At 52.3% G+C, this 14,477-nt stretch carries 13 protein-coding genes, 1 tRNA gene and 1 pseudogene; 13 read left to right on the top strand and 2 right to left on the bottom strand.

The annotated features are described in order from the left end of the window. The first annotated feature begins 174 nt into the window (after nucleotides 1-174). The 4 genes from C4885_RS06770 (at nucleotide 175) to C4885_RS06785 (ending at nucleotide 3,254) form a co-directional block, all read left to right on the top strand. Nucleotides 175-885 (top strand): XRE family transcriptional regulator, encoded by a 711-nt coding sequence (locus C4885_RS06770; RefSeq protein ID WP_113999614.1) that lies wholly within the window; start codon nucleotides 175-177, stop codon nucleotides 883-885. A gap of 52 nt (nucleotides 886-937) precedes the next feature. After that, nucleotides 938-1,561: a restriction endonuclease gene (locus tag C4885_RS16995; RefSeq protein WP_242979501.1), complete on the top strand. Its 624-nt coding sequence runs from the start codon at nucleotides 938-940 to the stop codon at nucleotides 1,559-1,561. Between the two features lie 36 nt (nucleotides 1,562-1,597). Beyond that, on the top strand, nucleotides 1,598-2,020 hold the full coding sequence (locus tag C4885_RS06780; RefSeq protein ID WP_113999616.1) for a hypothetical protein: 423 nt from the start codon (nucleotides 1,598-1,600) through the stop codon (nucleotides 2,018-2,020). 145 nt (nucleotides 2,021-2,165) lie between these two features. Beyond that, complete coding sequence (locus C4885_RS06785; RefSeq protein WP_113999617.1) at nucleotides 2,166-3,254, top strand: tyrosine-type recombinase/integrase; 1,089 nt, start codon at nucleotides 2,166-2,168, stop codon at nucleotides 3,252-3,254. Between the two features lie 1,739 nt (nucleotides 3,255-4,993). On the opposite strand, the gene C4885_RS06795 is transcribed toward C4885_RS06785, so the two are convergent. After that, nucleotides 4,994-5,935: a DUF1848 domain-containing protein gene (locus tag C4885_RS06795; protein WP_113999619.1), complete on the bottom strand. Its 942-nt coding sequence runs from the start codon at nucleotides 5,933-5,935 to the stop codon at nucleotides 4,994-4,996. 166 nt (nucleotides 5,936-6,101) lie between these two features. Then, on the bottom strand, nucleotides 6,102-7,289 hold the full coding sequence (locus C4885_RS06800) for a glycoside hydrolase family 10 protein (RefSeq protein WP_158538832.1): 1,188 nt from the start codon (nucleotides 7,287-7,289) through the stop codon (nucleotides 6,102-6,104). 329 nt (nucleotides 7,290-7,618) lie between these two features. On the opposite strand from C4885_RS06800, the gene C4885_RS06805 reads away from it, so the two are divergent. From C4885_RS06805 to C4885_RS06845, 9 genes and pseudogenes are all read left to right on the top strand, one after another. Continuing rightward, nucleotides 7,619-7,695 (top strand) — tRNA-Ile (locus C4885_RS06805). A gap of 321 nt (nucleotides 7,696-8,016) precedes the next feature. Further along, complete coding sequence (locus C4885_RS06810; protein WP_113999621.1) at nucleotides 8,017-9,390, top strand: sodium-dependent transporter; 1,374 nt, start codon at nucleotides 8,017-8,019, stop codon at nucleotides 9,388-9,390. A 53-nt stretch (nucleotides 9,391-9,443) separates the two neighbouring features. Further along, nucleotides 9,444-9,716, top strand: a complete 273-nt coding sequence (locus C4885_RS06815; RefSeq protein ID WP_147237790.1) for a hypothetical protein — start codon at nucleotides 9,444-9,446, stop codon at nucleotides 9,714-9,716. Nucleotides 9,717-9,768: 52 nt separating this feature from the next. After that, a pseudogene (locus tag C4885_RS06820) lies at nucleotides 9,769-10,221 on the top strand (glycosidase); the annotation flags it as partial. Between the two features lie 55 nt (nucleotides 10,222-10,276). Further along, nucleotides 10,277-10,609: a GH36 C-terminal domain-containing protein gene (locus C4885_RS06825; protein WP_113999623.1), complete on the top strand. Its 333-nt coding sequence runs from the start codon at nucleotides 10,277-10,279 to the stop codon at nucleotides 10,607-10,609. A gap of 91 nt (nucleotides 10,610-10,700) precedes the next feature. Beyond that, entirely contained in the window at nucleotides 10,701-11,606 is a 906-nt protein-coding gene (locus C4885_RS06830; RefSeq protein ID WP_113999624.1) for a type I phosphomannose isomerase catalytic subunit, read from the top strand. A gap of 461 nt (nucleotides 11,607-12,067) precedes the next feature. Beyond that, the gene (locus C4885_RS06835; protein WP_113999625.1) at nucleotides 12,068-12,424 is read left to right on the top strand and encodes a CidA/LrgA family protein; all 357 of its coding nucleotides are present in this window, start codon (nucleotides 12,068-12,070) and stop codon (nucleotides 12,422-12,424) included. Next, nucleotides 12,421-13,119 carry an LrgB family protein gene (locus C4885_RS06840; RefSeq protein WP_113999626.1) on the top strand — a complete coding sequence of 233 codons (699 nt, stop codon included), beginning with the start codon at nucleotides 12,421-12,423 and terminating at the stop codon, nucleotides 13,117-13,119. The genes C4885_RS06835 and C4885_RS06840 overlap by 4 nt, the downstream gene beginning before the upstream one ends. A 254-nt stretch (nucleotides 13,120-13,373) precedes the next feature. Then, entirely contained in the window at nucleotides 13,374-14,402 is a 1,029-nt protein-coding gene (locus C4885_RS06845) for a 3-deoxy-7-phosphoheptulonate synthase (RefSeq protein ID WP_113999627.1), read from the top strand. Nucleotides 14,403-14,477 lie beyond the last annotated feature (75 nt).

The raw sequence follows: 14,477 nt of genomic DNA on the forward strand, positions 1-14,477 counted from the left end.
AACTGTGATTATAATATACCCGTTTTGGGTATTTGTAAAGACAAAAAATGCTCAAAATGAGTTGATGCAAATTGTGCACCATGCCCATTTTGAGTATTTTTTGCGGTTTGTAGTTGACCCGTTACTCGTTTTGTGTATTATAATATACATATAGAGTAAAAGGAGGTTCGTATAATGAACCGAATGCAGGAACTGCGGCAGGAACGCGGGATAAGCATGAAAGATGCAGCGCGTGCGCTGGAAATGCCCTATACCACTTATGTGAATTACGAAAAAGGTACACGCGAACCGAATTCCGAAACGCTAATTAACATTGCGAATTTCTATAATACTTCTATTGATTATCTGCTGGGAAAAAGCAATGTTAGAATAGATGACAAAACTTTAGATATTGTAAATGAAATAGATGGAGATCTCCTTGCTCAAGCAGGCAATATTAAGGATGCCCTAATCTTGCAGAAAAAGCGAGATGATGCCATCCCCACCGGCTTTGAACCCCGCCCCAAAACCGTCAAGCGGCCGCTGGTGGGGGATATTGCCTGCGGTGAGCCCATCACCGCAGAGCAGAACGTGCAGGAGTATGTGGATGTGCCGGAGGGCATCGTCTGCGATTTCTGCCTGCGCTGCCATGGCGACAGCATGATCGATGCAGGCATCCGGGATAATGATGTGGTCTACATCAAAACCCAGCCGCAGGTGGAGGACGGCGAAATAGCCGCCGTCCGCATTGGGGACGAAGCCACCCTCAAGCGCGTGTATTATGACGGCAGCACCATCACCCTTGTGCCAGCCAACAGCGCCTACCGCCCCAAATCCTACTCCGGCCCGGAGCTGGATGACATCCAGATAGAAGGCAAGGCAACGGGGTATACACACTGGTTTTGAGAAAGTACGTTAAATAAGTATGCCACAGAGAGTGGCGGAAAGGCGGCACCTTGTGAAAACACAGCTCTGGAAAACGATAAAAAGTCGTCCATACCTAATAACATTTTGCGCGGTTTTCGTGCTGATCTTTTTGCGATTTGGAATTTCCTCAATTCAAAGAGGAAAAGCCACGGCCTTTGTCCTTTTAGGAATAGCAATTATTGCGGCGCTTCTTTCGTTTCCGCTGGTAAGAATCGAGAATCTAATCAGAATACGGGTTCTTGAATATAAGATTAAAAAGCTCAAAAAAGTGCTGTCAGATAACTACTACCCGGAAATGCAAAACAAGCTTGCGGCAGTAGATGCCATGGATGGCCATGAATTTGAATATTTCTGTGCTGAACTGCTAAAGGAAAATGGCTTTGTAAATGTAGAAGTCACGCAGGCCAGCGGGGATTTTGGTGTGGACGTTCTGGCAGAAAAAGACGGCGTAACTTATGCCGTGCAGTGTAAATGCTATTCGGATAAGGTGGGAAACCATGCTGTGCAGGAAGCAACATCCGGCGCGCAGTATTACCACCGGATGGTTGCTGTAGTGCTTACCAACAGTACATTTACCCCCGCGGCAATCGAAACGGCCCAAAAGACGAATGTCTTGCTTTGGGACAGGGAAAAGCTGAAAGAAATGATGGCGTGAAGTGGTAAGTTGTCTGCAGAAGGGAGAAAAAACGCGATGACTTTTCAGGAACAAGTAGGCAGGATCACGGCTGAAGATAAATTTTTGTATGCTTCAGAATCTGAGATTAGAAAATTACTGGGAGACAATCCGCTGTCACCAGCACAGATGGAGGGGCGTCTGCGAGCTAACTTGTACGCAGATGTTACGCTAAGTAGTAACAGAAAGAGGACATCGACGCTTCTCTCCATGGGAGTGAAAAGAGGAGATCCAATAGAATTAAAATTATCAAAATCGGGAGATGCGGAGTGCTTTCCGATTGAAGCATATTGGAACGATACAAAGATTGGGGAACTGCGACCCAGCTATTTGGAAGACGCTATTTACAATGCAAAAAAGGAAGCGCGCCCCATTTTTGCGGCAGTTTCTTTGATTGACAAAAGGACAAAATTTTTTATTGAAATAGCAACATATAAATAAAAAAAACGCCCCCGGTGCTACCAACACCGAGAGCGTTTCCATAGATCAGCTTGCCCACTAAAAGTGGATACAATACCAACCCAACACTTGTATTGTATCACCTTTAAGGCAGGCTTACAAGTCATACCTTGGAGGTGTATTTTTTATGCCCAAACAAAAATTGACCCGCCGTCCAGATGGCCGCTACCAGAAGCGGATCACCCTTTCCAACGGCAAAACGCGGCTGGTGTATGGCCGCACCGAAGCGGAACTGAAAGCCGCGGTGCGCTCCGTGCAGGCGCAGGATGAAGCGGGGCTGGAAGTGGGGGACCACACCCTGGTGGGCGAGTGGGCAAAAATCTGGCTGCGCTCCTACAAGCAGGGGCTGCGGCCCGCCACCACCAAAATGTACCGGGATGCCTACAATCTGCACATCATGCAGCACATTGGATGCATGGAGCTGCAGGAGGTGCGGCCGGTACATATCCGGGCTATTATGGCGGAAATCACGGAGCAGTCGGAATCCCTGCAGCACAAGGTGCTGATCACGGTGCGGCAGATCATGCAGACGGCCCAAGCGAACCACCTGATCCGCGATGACCCCACCGACGGCATCCGCATTACGACCCACGCGCGCCCTAAGCAAAAGAAATACCTGACGCAGGACGAAGCGGAGGAGCTGCTGTCCTCCATTGCGGAGCCGCGGGCCAAGGTGTTTTGCGCGCTCTGCTACTACTGCGGCCTGCGCAAGGAAGAGGCCCTGGGCCTGCAATGGCGGGATGTCGGCCCGGCGGCGCTGGTTGTCAGCAGGGCCGTGACCTTTGCGGGCGGCAATCAGCCGGACCCCAGTATGGAACTGAAAAACGCGGCTTCCCACCGCCTGGTGCCGGTGCCCGCCAAGCTGCGGGCGATTCTGGATGCCACCCCGCGCCTGGGAGAGCACGTTGTGACCAAAGCTGACGGCGGCGTGATGACGCAATCAGCCTATAAAAAGATGTGGGCTTATTATGTGGCGGGGGTGTCACTGCTGCCGGTGCACGCCCACATGCTGCGCCACAGCTATGCCACCTGCCTGTACCACGCCGGTGTGGATCTGCGCACCGCCCAGCAGCTGCTTGGTCACGCCAGCATCGAGATGACGGCCCGCATCTACACCCATCTGGAAGCCGAAGACGGCCTGAAAGTAAGCGGCAAACTGGACGATTATTTCAACTCTGCCCCGCCCGCCGCGGATAGTACGGCGGGAACTGCCTGACTACAAACTGACTACATCCCGGAGCCATCCTGACTACTTTTGACTACCTGAGACTAACGGCAAAGCAATAATTTGAACGTTGTATCGTTGCCCAGTACTGACTCTTAATCAGTGGGTCCTGGGTTCGAGTCCCCGATGGTGCACCAAAGAATGCCTTACACGAAAGTGTAGGGCGTTTTTTTGTTGCTCTATTTTAAGAAGGCACGATCTGGTGCACCGTCAGGGATACTCGAACAGGGCGGCGGCACGCAGTGCCGTAAGGAACGCCACAGTGCGGCGTTCCTTAGCCCGCGGGAGAGTCCCCGATGGTGCACCAGAAAAAGCCGCAACGAATGTTGCGGCTTTTTTGTTGCACCATTCCCTTTGGGACGGACTCGCACTTCGCGCAAGCGCTCGTGTTCGTCTCGCGGGGACTGGTCGCTAAAAATGGTTGCGGGTTTGTGAAGCAGGGACCACGATTGAGCGTGAGCGAAAGCGGGGAGCGAAAGCGGGGAGCGAACAATGTACGCCGCGCGCGGCGTACAACCGCACGAGCGGTTTTGCAAAGCAAAATGGAGGCCTTACAGGCCGACAAGCGAACCGGACTGAATTCTTAACGCGCCCACTGATGGTGCACCAAAGTACGCGTTGCAAGAAATTGCAGCGCGTTTTTTATTGCAATCTTTCAAAGAAGGTTCAATCTGGTGCACCATCGGGTGACGAGAACAGCTCGGGCCCGCCGCCAGTCCGGCGGGCAAAAACGCCCCAGTGAGGCGTTTTTAGAACGCGGGAGAGTCCCCGATGGTGCACCAGAAAAAGCTGCAACGAATGTTGCGGCTTTTTTGTTGCACCATTCCCTACAGTGCGGCGTTCCTTAGCCCGCGGGAGAGCCCCCGGGAATGTGGCGGGTGTGGAAAGGCGAGGCGATGGGGAGAGGCAGGGCCTTGAAATAAAAAAGTGCAAGTTTGCAAGAGTGTTTATGGCAACAATAAGTTTGATGGTAATTTGTTGCGAAATTTTTAGCATAGAGGAAAATTGGGGTAAACGGCGGGGTGAGGGCACTCCGCCTTACGGATGGGGCAGGGTTCGTTGCGGATTTTTGATGTGCCGTACAGCAGGCCGTGGCGTGGTCGGGTGACCGCGCTCTACAGGGAGTTTTAATGTTGGCGGCCAATTATAAAATGATTTGTAGGGAACGGTTTTGGCCCTTCCGAAACCTATAAATAATATTCCACAAGGGAGATTCGTCCAAATGCTCCGGAACGGTCAAGACCGTTCCCTACGGATGTGGAAAAGTAGCGGCAGAATTTTAAGCTAAGGCAACACCGCACAATTCCCGCCTTACGGCTCAAGCACCGCTCCGGCGGCTGCGGCACGGCATCTGCGTTGCCAAAATGCTCGATAAGACATCCAGTATTATCTGCGCTTTTGGCTTAGCATCTGCCGCACCTCGCTCGCCGTATCGGCACTTAGAATTATGCGGTATTGCCCTAATACACAAAGCGGGTGCTCAGGCGGGCCGATGGTGAGCATCGGCCACTACAAATGGAGCACGCGTCGTGGTATATGGCAATAGTTTGCAGCAGCGCGTTATACGAACTCTTGGGCGGAGAGATTTATCTGGCTGTTTCTAGGTGCACATTTGTGCATTTTATTCTTCATATTCATCTTATTTCGCATTTTTGTGTACCTCGTCTAAAATTTTTAGAGCCAAAATGGAGCCAAATATACTCTTAAAAATATACGTTATAATAATGAACTCACATATCAAAAATACTTAGCTGTGTTTCTTTTAATGACTCAACTTTTCTAATCGTTATTTTGTCATCTTCTTGAACTTGCCCACATAGAAGAGGTGACGAAGGATCATATTTGGCAGCGTTTGTTTCTACACTTTTTGAACTATAATTTGCATAGCAATATGCACATCCATTTTTGCATGTATTATAAGTACCTATTTCAACGCTTTCAACGCATCCACATTCTTTACGCTGATTTTTGTCTTTGCCAACATTAAGTTTACATCCGATAATTTTTTCAATTAATTCTCTATCTATGCAACAATTATGAATTATACCACATTCATCCAAATCTATTTTTTCTGCACAACTTCCAATCTTAATATTATTATCCGCAGCTATCTTACTTAATTTCTCAGCAAATTCCCGCAGCTCATCATCATTTAATTCATAACTTGACGATCCATCCATATTTTTTTTATTCTTAGGATATATATCAACAAAACTAATCACGCATTTTTCCGTGTATCCACTTAAAGCCTCAGCAATGCTTTTAAATGCCTTCAAATGATATTCTTTCGTATATCTATCAGAAAAGAATATAGGATCATATCTCCAAATCACTTTTTGCTTGCCAATTTTTTCTGACAGTTCTTGAAATACCGGAATCATTTCTGTTTTTTTATTTGGTAAATTAACCTCAACATCATTTCCATATCCAGTCAATGTGAATTGAAAATAGTAATTATAATCTTTTATCTCGTTTAACCTTTTCATCATTGGCAACGGATTCTTTGTCCAAAACACTATGCAATCTACAACATCTGGAGTAATTTTTATTTCACTTATCTGATGAGCATTCATCGGATTACGAACATATAAAAATCCTTCTTTTATTCTATTATAGAACCATTCCGAATAATAATTAGGAATATCAGTTCTTCTACTTACGCTTAATATCATCTAATTCACCCTTCAAATATGATTACCTGATATCTAATATGTCCTACTTTTAAAATAGGCCATCTACTTAAATATTTCTTACAATTAGATTGACAATTTTCTTCTTGAATTTTATAATTCGCACATTCCACATTTAGAACAATAAGTGAGTGTGGGTACCGACAATCTATCCCCAAACCTCCCGCAGCGCCGCAATCTCCTGTTCCGCCAGAGTAGGATAGAGCGTATTGCCAAAGAGAAAAGCATAGCGGTAGAGGGCAGCGCCGCTGGCACCGAGGGAGCGCAGCGTGGTGGCTTGGGTGGCGAGGGCATGGCCGGTGCACCACTCGGTGCCGGGACCGGAGGTATCGCCCTCGTCGCCGTCACCGATACGGTAAGCACCAAGGCCGAATGCCAGTTGAACGGATTCTGTGCGCGGCAGCGAGAGCCACTCGGCGGCAAGGCGGCCAAGTGACAGGGCATCGGAACCATTTTTGCGGTAGTTCAGGCCCCAGTACAGCTGCGGGATCAGATAATCACAATAGCCTGGCTTGGCCAGCCAGAGCGCGGCATCGCTGTATTGGCCGTCGCGGCAGCCGCTCAGTGTGCCCTGTGGCGAAACCCCAAACCGCACATTGAACGCATGGGCGGCGGCGTAACAGGCCCGCATTAGATCGTTTACATTTTGCCGCCGCCAATCGGCCAGCGAAAGGGTGCTGCCGCTTGCGGCATAACTGTCGGCATCAAAATCCGGGGCAGTAGTGGGGTAAAAGTAATCATCAAAATGAATGCCGTCGATGGCATAATTGGTACATAGCTCACGGATGGAATCGGCCAGGTACTGCTGGACTTCGATGCTGGCGGGGTCCAGATACTGGCCGGTTGCAGTGTGCTTGACCCAGTTGGGATGCAGCAGAGCAGGGCTTTGCGCGCAGAGCTCAGCCGGGGTTCCGTTGGCCTGCAGGCGGTAGGGGTTGATCCAGGCTTCCAGCGTAAGGCCCTGGGCATGGGCGGTTTCTACCAGCACGGCAAGCGGGTCAAAACCGGGGTCCTGCCCTTGGGTGCCGGTGCAAAGGTGGCTGAACGGAAAATACCGGCTGGGGTACAGGGCATCTCCAAAGGGCCGCACATGGGCAAAAACGGTGTTTGCCCCAAGGGAGGCAATGTTCTGCATGATGGCGGCGGCATCGGCACGGAAAGCGGATTCACTGCTGAAATCGGTATGCTGCCATTCCAGAAAGCTGACCCAGACGGCGCGAATCTCCTGCGCGGCAGCAGGGGACGGAGCGGGTGCAGCGGAAAGCACCGGGCTTGCGGATGGCTGCGGCGTGGTAGACGGCCCCAATACGGCGGGCATTATGAAAAGAAACGACATAAGGAAAAACACCCCCAAGGTTGATAAGAATATGCGCATGATACCACCCCTTTGCCGGTTTGCCATACACCCCAGCATATGCGCCGAAAACGAAAGGCAATACCGCATAATTCTAAGTGCCGATACGGCGAGCGAGGTGCGGCAGATGCCAAGCCAAAAGCGCAGATAATACTGGATGTCTTATCGAGCATTTTGGCAACGCAGATGCCGTGCCGCAGCTGCCGGAGCGGTGCTTAAGCCGCAAGGCGGGAATTGTGCGGTGTTGCCGAAAATAAGTGTTGGCAAGCGGGTAAAATTGTGATATACTAAACAGGTATCTGACATCATGAGGGCCATTAGCTCAGTTGGTCAGAGCTGGCGGCTCATAACCGCTTGGTCCCGGGTTCAAGTCCTGGATGGCCCACCAAAGAAATGCTTCTGCCGTAAGGCGGAAGCTTTTTTTATAAAAAGGCCATCTAGGACTTGAAAGGACGGCCGAGCGAGAGCGAGGTAATGAACAGTCCAGTGGACTGTTCATTAGTCCGTGGGTGTTGGGTCCCTGGATGGCCCACCAAAGAAAAGCTTCTGCCGTAAGGTGGAAGCTTTTTTATAGAATGGCAGACAGGGATATAAAAGCAACGACTTTGCCCCTCCCTATGAAAGCGATTGTTTGTGGCGTAGATTGCAGTTTTTTGGCGGTTATGTTACACTAAAATAATAGTGTGAAAATGGTAAGGAGAAAAAATAAATTGAAACACAACACAGCGGCCGGAGCTCATTTTCCGGCAAACTTGGCTTTGTCCTGTCGGCAGCCGGCGCCTCGGTTGGCTTGGGCAATATCTGGCGGTTCCCATACCTGGCGGCAAAATATGGCGGTGGAATTTTTCTGCTGATTTACATTCTGCTGGCGGTCACCTTTGGCTATACAATGATTATGGCAGAGACAGCGTTGGGACGGATGACCCGGAAAAGTCCGGTTGGGGCCTTTGCAGCTTCTGGAAGGGGACGCTGGCGTGCATTTGGAGGATGGATCAACGCGGTAATTCCCATTTTGATTGTGCCGTATTATTCGGTTATTGGCGGTTGGGTTATCAAGTATCTGGTGGGGTATATTACCGGTCATGGCAGTGAGCTGGCACAGGATGGGTATTTTTCCTCTTTCATCGCCAATGGCGCTTCGGTGGAAATCGTATTCCTGCTCTTTACCCTGCTTACACTGGGCATCATTTTTGCCGGTGTCCGCAATGGTGTGGAGCGTGTTTCCCGGATGATGATGCCGGTACTGGTGGTGTTATCAGTAATTATTGCAGCTTATTCAGTAACACGGCCCGGTGCGCTGGAAGGAGTGAAGTACTTTTTGGTACCGAATCCGGCCAATTTTTCATGGATGACAGTGGTTACAGCCATGGGCCAGATGTTCTATTCTTTGTCCATCGCAATGGGTATTTTAGTAACATTCGGCTCTTACATGAAAAAAGATGTGTCCATTGAGGGATCTACCAAGAACGTTGAGATTTTTGATACGCTGATTGCAATGATGGCCGGGTTGATGATCATTCCGGCGGTGTTTTCGTTCTCTGGTGGTGACCCGGACACCCTGCAGGCCGGTCCCGCACTGATGTTTATTACGATCCCGAAAGTTTTTGAAAGCATGGAACTTGGTTCGCTGGTGGGCGTGCTGTTCTTTGTGCTGGTGCTGTTTGCAGCGGTGACAAGCTCTATTGCATTGACAGAAAGCGCAGTATCGACTTTTGAGGATGAACTGGGATGGAGCCGCAAAAAGGCTGCGGCAGTGATTGGGATTATTATGGTGCTGCTTGGAAGCTTGTCGGCGCTTGGCTATGGCCCGCTGTCGGGCGTGACCGTTATCGGGATGCAGTTCCTTGACTTTTTCGACTTCCTGACAAACTCAGTTATGATGCCCATTGCGGCCATTGCAACCTGCCTGCTGGTGACCAGCGTGATCGGCGTGGAAAAGATTGAGGAAGAGGTGACCCAGAATGGTCAACCTTTCCGCCGAAAAAAGGTTTTCAATTTTATGATCCGCACCCTTTGCCCGGTGTTTGCTGCCATCATTCTGGTAAGTTCTGTGGCGAATGCCCTCGGGTGGATCTCGATGTAAAAGAATTTGATATTATCATACCATATGGGGAAATGGATTTACACCCCCTCAATATGATTTACAGGCGAAACCTTTGGCGGCCAGCGGTTGAAAAAGGTGTATACCAGAAAACCGGTGAATATCGCTATGCCGATGCTGCCGCCGATGTGTACCATTTTATCCTGGATAAGATGGTCGATACCCGCCCCGGCAGCGAATGGTTCTGGCAGACGGATAAATACGGCACCCCCGCCCACAAGCCCATTGTGGAGCCGTGGAAGTGCCCTTACCACAATGGCCGGATGTGCATGGAACTCATGAGAAGGAACCCCGATGTCAATGTGTAAACTGCACTCTGAATTTTACCGCCAGCAGGCAAAGCTGGACGCCCTGCTGACCCGCCGCTGCCACACCATCACCGAAGGCAAGAACGGCGAGGGCGCGACCTACATCAAGACGGCCAGGGGCTGGCTGCACATTGCCCATGGCGTGCGCAACACTGCGGAGGGCCTGCGCTATGTGATCTACCTGTTTGTGACCGATTTGAAAGAGCCCTGGAAAGTGATTGCCGAACCGGCCGGATTTTTGATCGCGCCGCGTGGCTGGGAGCGCGTCAGCGATGTTTCCAACGTGGTATTTACCAATGGTGCTATTGCGGATGATGACGGTAAGGTGTATATTTATTATGCCGCCAGTGATACGCGCCTGCACGTTGCTTCCACGACCATTGGCCAGCTTTTGGACTTTGCATTCAAAAACCCCGCAGACCCGCTGCGCAGCCGTGACTGCGTGGCCCAGCGTGTGGCGCTGATCGAAAAAAATCAGGCATATCTCAATCAGCAAGACCGGTAATATCGCGTGCCCGTGCCCCGGCGGGGGCGTCCACCCTGGCGCACCCTGGCTGCCCATGCTGGCGCTGCTGGCTTTGCTGGTGTTGGATGTCAGCGTCGGCGCGCAGTTCCCGGTGCCGTGGGGCGGGCTGCTGACCCTGCGCGGTGCGGCTAGCTTTTGCCTGGATTTCGCCCCCGCCCGGAAATTGTGGACGGCATCTGGCAGCGCCCTGAATGGCCGTGGAAAACCCTGCCCGCGTCTGATTCTGCAGGGGCTGGAGGAGGCTGCAGCCTATCAGGATGAGGCAGGGAAACGGTACACCGGCTTTATGCTGCAGACCCTTGGTCTGCCTCTGCCCGGCGATTACGGCCAGGTGCCCGCAAAGCTGTGGTACCTGCACAAAGTGTAATGCGCAAAAATTGTGCGTCAACCTGAAAATGATTCCGCGATATGACCCTATCATTTTATAATGTGCTGTGATATAATGAGGTAAATCGACAATGTCAATTCTAAAACTGACCCCTTCCTGCAAGGATTACCTTTGGGGCGGCAGCCGCCTGCGCACCGACTTTGGCGTGCAGAGCGATTTGAACCCGCTGGCGGAAGCCTGGGTGCTTTCCTGCCATCCCGATGGCCCCAGCTATCTGCCGGACGGCACCATGTTGGCGGACTACCTGGCCGCCCACCCGGAAGCGGCGGGAACAGACTGCAAAAAGTTTGAAATGTTCCCCGTTCTGACCAAGTTCATTGACGCCAAGAATAACATTTCCATCCAGGTACACCCCTCCAACGAGTATGCGCTGGAGCACGAACACCAGTACGGCAAGACCGAGATGTGGTATGTGCTGGACTGTGAACCGGGCGCGTTCCTGTATTACGGCTTTGACCATGAGATCAGCCGGGAAGAACTGGAAGAGCGCATCCGGAACAATACCCTGACCGAGGTGCTGAACGCCGTGCCGGTGAAAAAAGGCGATTGCTTCTTTATCCCGTCCGGCACGCTGCACGCTATCTGCAAGGGTGTTGTGGTGGTTGAAGTGCAGCAGAACTCCAACGTGACCTACCGTGTGTACGATTACGGCCGCGTGGGGGCGGACGGCAAACCGCGCGCGCTGCATGTAAAGCAGGCGCTGGAGGTAATGCGCCGTACCCCGCCGGAACAGCATGATTTCAGCCCCCATCTGGCAAAGTGCGATTACTTTACCGTGGATGTGGTGGCAGGTGGTCACACCGGCATAGCGGACGAGACGTCCTTTGTTTCGCTCCTGATTACCGAAGGGGAGGGGCGCCTGACCTGCGGCGGCGAAACGGTGCAGGCAAAAAAGGGCGACAGTTTCTTTATCACGGCGGGCAGCGGTGCCTATGCTTTAACGGGCAGCTGCAAAGCCCTGCTGACAACCGTTTGATTATTACCAAAGCAGAGTGAACAAGAACCCCGGCCTGCTGTGCAGCCGCGTATGCGGAACGCCGGCTGCGCCAAAACGGAGGCAGGGGAACCATGAACACAATAAGCTGCGTTTCTCCTTCAAATCCCTGTCCGGATGGTTCCCGGGCAGGGATTTATTGTAGTTGGAAATAAAACACAAAAAATACAATTTGTATATTTATCGAAAAACAAAACAGAATGAGCGATACGCGCGGCGAAACGATTCGTCACAATATGCAAAAAAACACCTGCATATTTGTCAAACATGTCGAAAATTGACCTTGCCCCCGGTGGGGGAGTCTGCTATACTTGTGAAGCATGAAAAAATGAGAGCCGGGCTGTCTGTGCAGCCCGGGAAAGCAAAAAAAAGATAACGATAAGGCGTCTTGTTTTGCGCAGGGCGGTAGTGGGGGCACTGCCGGACAAAAGGGGAAAGCATAAATGAAACTGATATTTGAATTTGCCCGCATTGCGGCGTTCTGCTTTGCGGGGGAGGTTTGCCACCTGGTGTTGCCGCTGCCCATCCCGGCCAGCGTGTACGGGCTGATGCTGCTGCTGGCGGCGCTGCGCTTTGGGGGGGTCAAACTGGAGCAGGTGCGCACGGCGGCGCTGTTTCTGACCGGCATTTTCCCGCTGCTATTTGTTCCGGCGGCTGCGGGCGTGATGGATCTGTGGGCGGATTTACAGGCCATGCTGGTGCCGGTGCTGCTGGCCTTGATCCCCATTACCATTTTGGTCATGACGGTGTCCGGCTGCGTGACCCAGCGCCTGGCAGAGCGGAAGGAGAAAAAGCAATGATCACACAAGTTCTGGAATCTTCCGCCGTATGGGGCGTGCTGCTCACGCTGGCTGCGTTCGGCCTGGGGGTGCTCATCAACAAGCGCACTGGTCAGGCAATTTTCAACCCGCTGCTGTTGGGCACGGCGTTTGTCATCGTGGTGCTCAGCGTGTTGAAAATCCCCTATGATACATACGCTGCCAGCGCTTCGCCCGTCAGCTACCTGCTGCTGCCCGCAACGGTCAGCCTGGCAGTGCCGCTGTATGAAAAATGGGATCTGCTGTGCAAAAATCTGGTAGCCATTGTGGCCGGTGTGCTGGCCGGAGTTATGGCCAGTCTGTTCAGCGTGCTGGCACTGGCCCTGCTGCTGGACCTGAACCATGAGCAGTACATCACCCTGCTGCCCAAGTCCGTTACCACTGCCATCAGCATGGATGTTTCCCGCGAGCTGGGCGGCATTGCCACCCTGACGGGTGCCATTGTGATTTTGACCGGCATTGTGGGCGCGCTGGCGGCGGAAACCGTCTGCAAGGTGTTCCGCATTACCAACCCCATTGCCAAAGGCATCGGCATTGGTACGGCGTCCCACGCCGTGGGCACCAGCAAGGCGCTGGAAATCGGCGAAGTGGAAGGCGCGATGAGCGGCCTTTCCGTTGCTGTGGCCGGTATCATGACCGCCGTGCTTTGCCCGCTGTTCTCGGAATTGATTCACTAAATACAGAAGGCCCGCCCGCGCATCACCTGGTTTGTGGTGCGCGGACGGGCTGTTTGTATGCCGCCGGACGGCGGGAAACGGCATTTTTTGCAAGTTTTTTGCCCGGCAGCGGGGGCAGCTCTTGCCGCGCGGCGGGTTCTATACTATAATAAATAAGCTGTTTGTATGTGCAAAATACAGAGAAAAAAGCGCAGCGCCGCCCGGCAATAGAGGGCTGGAATGTGCGACGCTGACGGAGAGAGGATCATAAAATCATGGGATTTTCGTTTGTGACAGAAATTCCTTCCCCGGATGTCATTCGGGAAAGGTTTCCCCTTGCGCCGGAACTGGCCGTCCGCAAAAAAGAGCGGGATGAAGAAATCAAAAAGATCATTACCGGCGAAAGCGACAAGCTCCTGGTCATTGTCGGCCCCTGCTCGGCGGATAACGAGGAAGCCGTTGTGGATTATGTGTCCCGTCTGGTCAAGGTGCAGGAGAAGACGAAGGACCGCCTGGTGATCGTTCCGCGCGTGTACACCAACAAGCCCCGCACCACCGGCGAGGGCTACATGGGAATGATCCACCAGCCGGACCCGGAAAAGAAGCCGGATATGCTGGAGGGAATTCTGGCCATCCGCCATATGCACATGCGCGTATTGCAGGAAACCGGCTTTTCCACTGCGGACGAGATGCTCTATCCCGAAAACCTGCGTTACCTTTCGGACATTATGTCTTACATCGCTGTGGGTGCCCGCTCGGTGGAAAACCAGTTCCACCGCCTGGTGGCCAGCGGCTGCGATGTGCCCGTGGGCCTGAAAAACCCCACCAGCGGCGATTTGACCGTTATGCTCAACTCTGTTGTGGCGGCCCAGGTGCCCCATGACTTTATCTTCCGCGGGTGGGAGGTCCAGTGCCCCGGCAACCCGCTCAGCCACACCATTCTGCGCGGCGCGGTGAACAAGCACGGCCAGACCATCCCCAACTACCATTACGAGGATCTGCGCCTGCTGTATGAGCTGTACATGAAGCGCAACCTGAAGAACCCCGCCTGCATTGTGGATACCAACCACAGCAACTCCGGCAAGCAGTATATGGAGCAGATCCGCATTGCAAAAGAGGTTCTGCACAGCCGCCGCCATTCGGACGACATCAAGAACCTGGTCAAGGGCCTGATGATCGAAAGCTATATTGAGCCGGGCAGCCAGAAGATCGGCGAGCACTGCTATGGCAAGTCCATCACGGACCCCTGCCTGGGCTGGGACGATACCGAGCGACTGCTGTACGATATCGCAGAGCTTTCTTAAGGCAACACCGCACAATTCCCGCCTGACGGCTTAAGCACCGCTCCGGCGGCTGCGGCACGGCATCTGCGTTGCCAA

Origin of the sequence: Subdoligranulum sp. APC924/74 (genome assembly GCF_003324125.1) — a bacterium.
GTDB classification, from domain to species: domain Bacteria; phylum Bacillota; class Clostridia; order Oscillospirales; family Ruminococcaceae; genus Gemmiger; species Gemmiger qucibialis.

What these genes read in the sequence shown, in the direction of transcription:
- C4885_RS06815 (WP_147237790.1), top strand. Translation starts at nt 9,444, where the DNA reads ATGATTTACAGGCGAAACCTTTGGCGGCCAGCGGTTGAAAAAGGTGTA.
- C4885_RS06785 (WP_113999617.1), top strand. Translation starts at nt 2,166, where the DNA reads ATGCCCAAACAAAAATTGACCCGCCGTCCAGATGGCCGCTACCAGAAG.
- C4885_RS06835 (WP_113999625.1), top strand. Translation starts at nt 12,068, where the DNA reads ATGAAACTGATATTTGAATTTGCCCGCATTGCGGCGTTCTGCTTTGCG.
- C4885_RS06795 (WP_113999619.1), bottom strand. Translation starts at nt 5,935, where the DNA reads ATGATATTAAGCGTAAGTAGAAGAACTGATATTCCTAATTATTATTCG.
- C4885_RS06825 (WP_113999623.1), top strand. Translation starts at nt 10,277, where the DNA reads ATGCTGGCGCTGCTGGCTTTGCTGGTGTTGGATGTCAGCGTCGGCGCG.
- C4885_RS06780 (WP_113999616.1), top strand. Translation starts at nt 1,598, where the DNA reads ATGACTTTTCAGGAACAAGTAGGCAGGATCACGGCTGAAGATAAATTT.
- C4885_RS06770 (WP_113999614.1), top strand. Translation starts at nt 175, where the DNA reads ATGAACCGAATGCAGGAACTGCGGCAGGAACGCGGGATAAGCATGAAA.
- C4885_RS06840 (WP_113999626.1), top strand. Translation starts at nt 12,421, where the DNA reads ATGATCACACAAGTTCTGGAATCTTCCGCCGTATGGGGCGTGCTGCTC.
- C4885_RS06845 (WP_113999627.1), top strand. Translation starts at nt 13,374, where the DNA reads ATGGGATTTTCGTTTGTGACAGAAATTCCTTCCCCGGATGTCATTCGG.
- C4885_RS06800 (WP_158538832.1), bottom strand. Translation starts at nt 7,289, where the DNA reads ATGTCGTTTCTTTTCATAATGCCCGCCGTATTGGGGCCGTCTACCACG.
- C4885_RS06830 (WP_113999624.1), top strand. Translation starts at nt 10,701, where the DNA reads ATGTCAATTCTAAAACTGACCCCTTCCTGCAAGGATTACCTTTGGGGC.